At 62.6% G+C, this 516-nt stretch carries 1 pseudogene; it reads left to right on the top strand.

Features of this window, described 5'->3' with window-relative positions:
- Positions 1–516, top strand: a pseudogene (locus DVK06_RS17215) (potassium transporter TrkA); the annotation flags it as partial.

Below are 516 nucleotides of genomic sequence, written 5' to 3'. Positions count from 1 at the left end.
CAAACTCGGAGGAACCGAAACAAATCGAGCGAGGGGCCACCACTGACACGACCGACGTGGTCGATTCACCGCCCGGTGGCGACGCTGAGGAACCCGAAGAACCGACACCGACTCGAATCGCCTTCGGCGAACTCCGAGGCGTCACAGAGGACGCAGCAACCATCGCCCTCGACGAGGAAGACGCAAGCAACCTATCTAGTAACGAACACTATCGGCTCGTCACGCTTCCGGCGAACCCACCCGTCGACCGCGAGTTCGCGTCGCTCCTGCGGAACGCCGACGAGACGATGGCTATCACGACAATCGTCGCCGATGCCAACCTCGATGGCAAACTCGTTTCCGACGTAGATACGACCGTTGCCGCCGTTCGGTAGGCGAACAAGCCTATCGACGCCATTCCGCCGCGGAGTCGGAGACTGGCTGCCGGAGACACGCTGTACGTCGTCGGCCGGCCGGAAGTGCTCCGGAAGGTCGAACGCCGGGCGACGATGGCCGACAGTCAAACAGATGGTGGTG

The organism is Halorubrum sp. Atlit-28R (assembly GCF_003665955.1).
GTDB lineage: Archaea > Halobacteriota > Halobacteria > Halobacteriales > Haloferacaceae > Halorubrum > Halorubrum tropicale.
The sequence above is the reverse complement of the archived record's forward strand: the minus strand, read 5'-3'. Positions and strand labels throughout refer to the sequence as shown.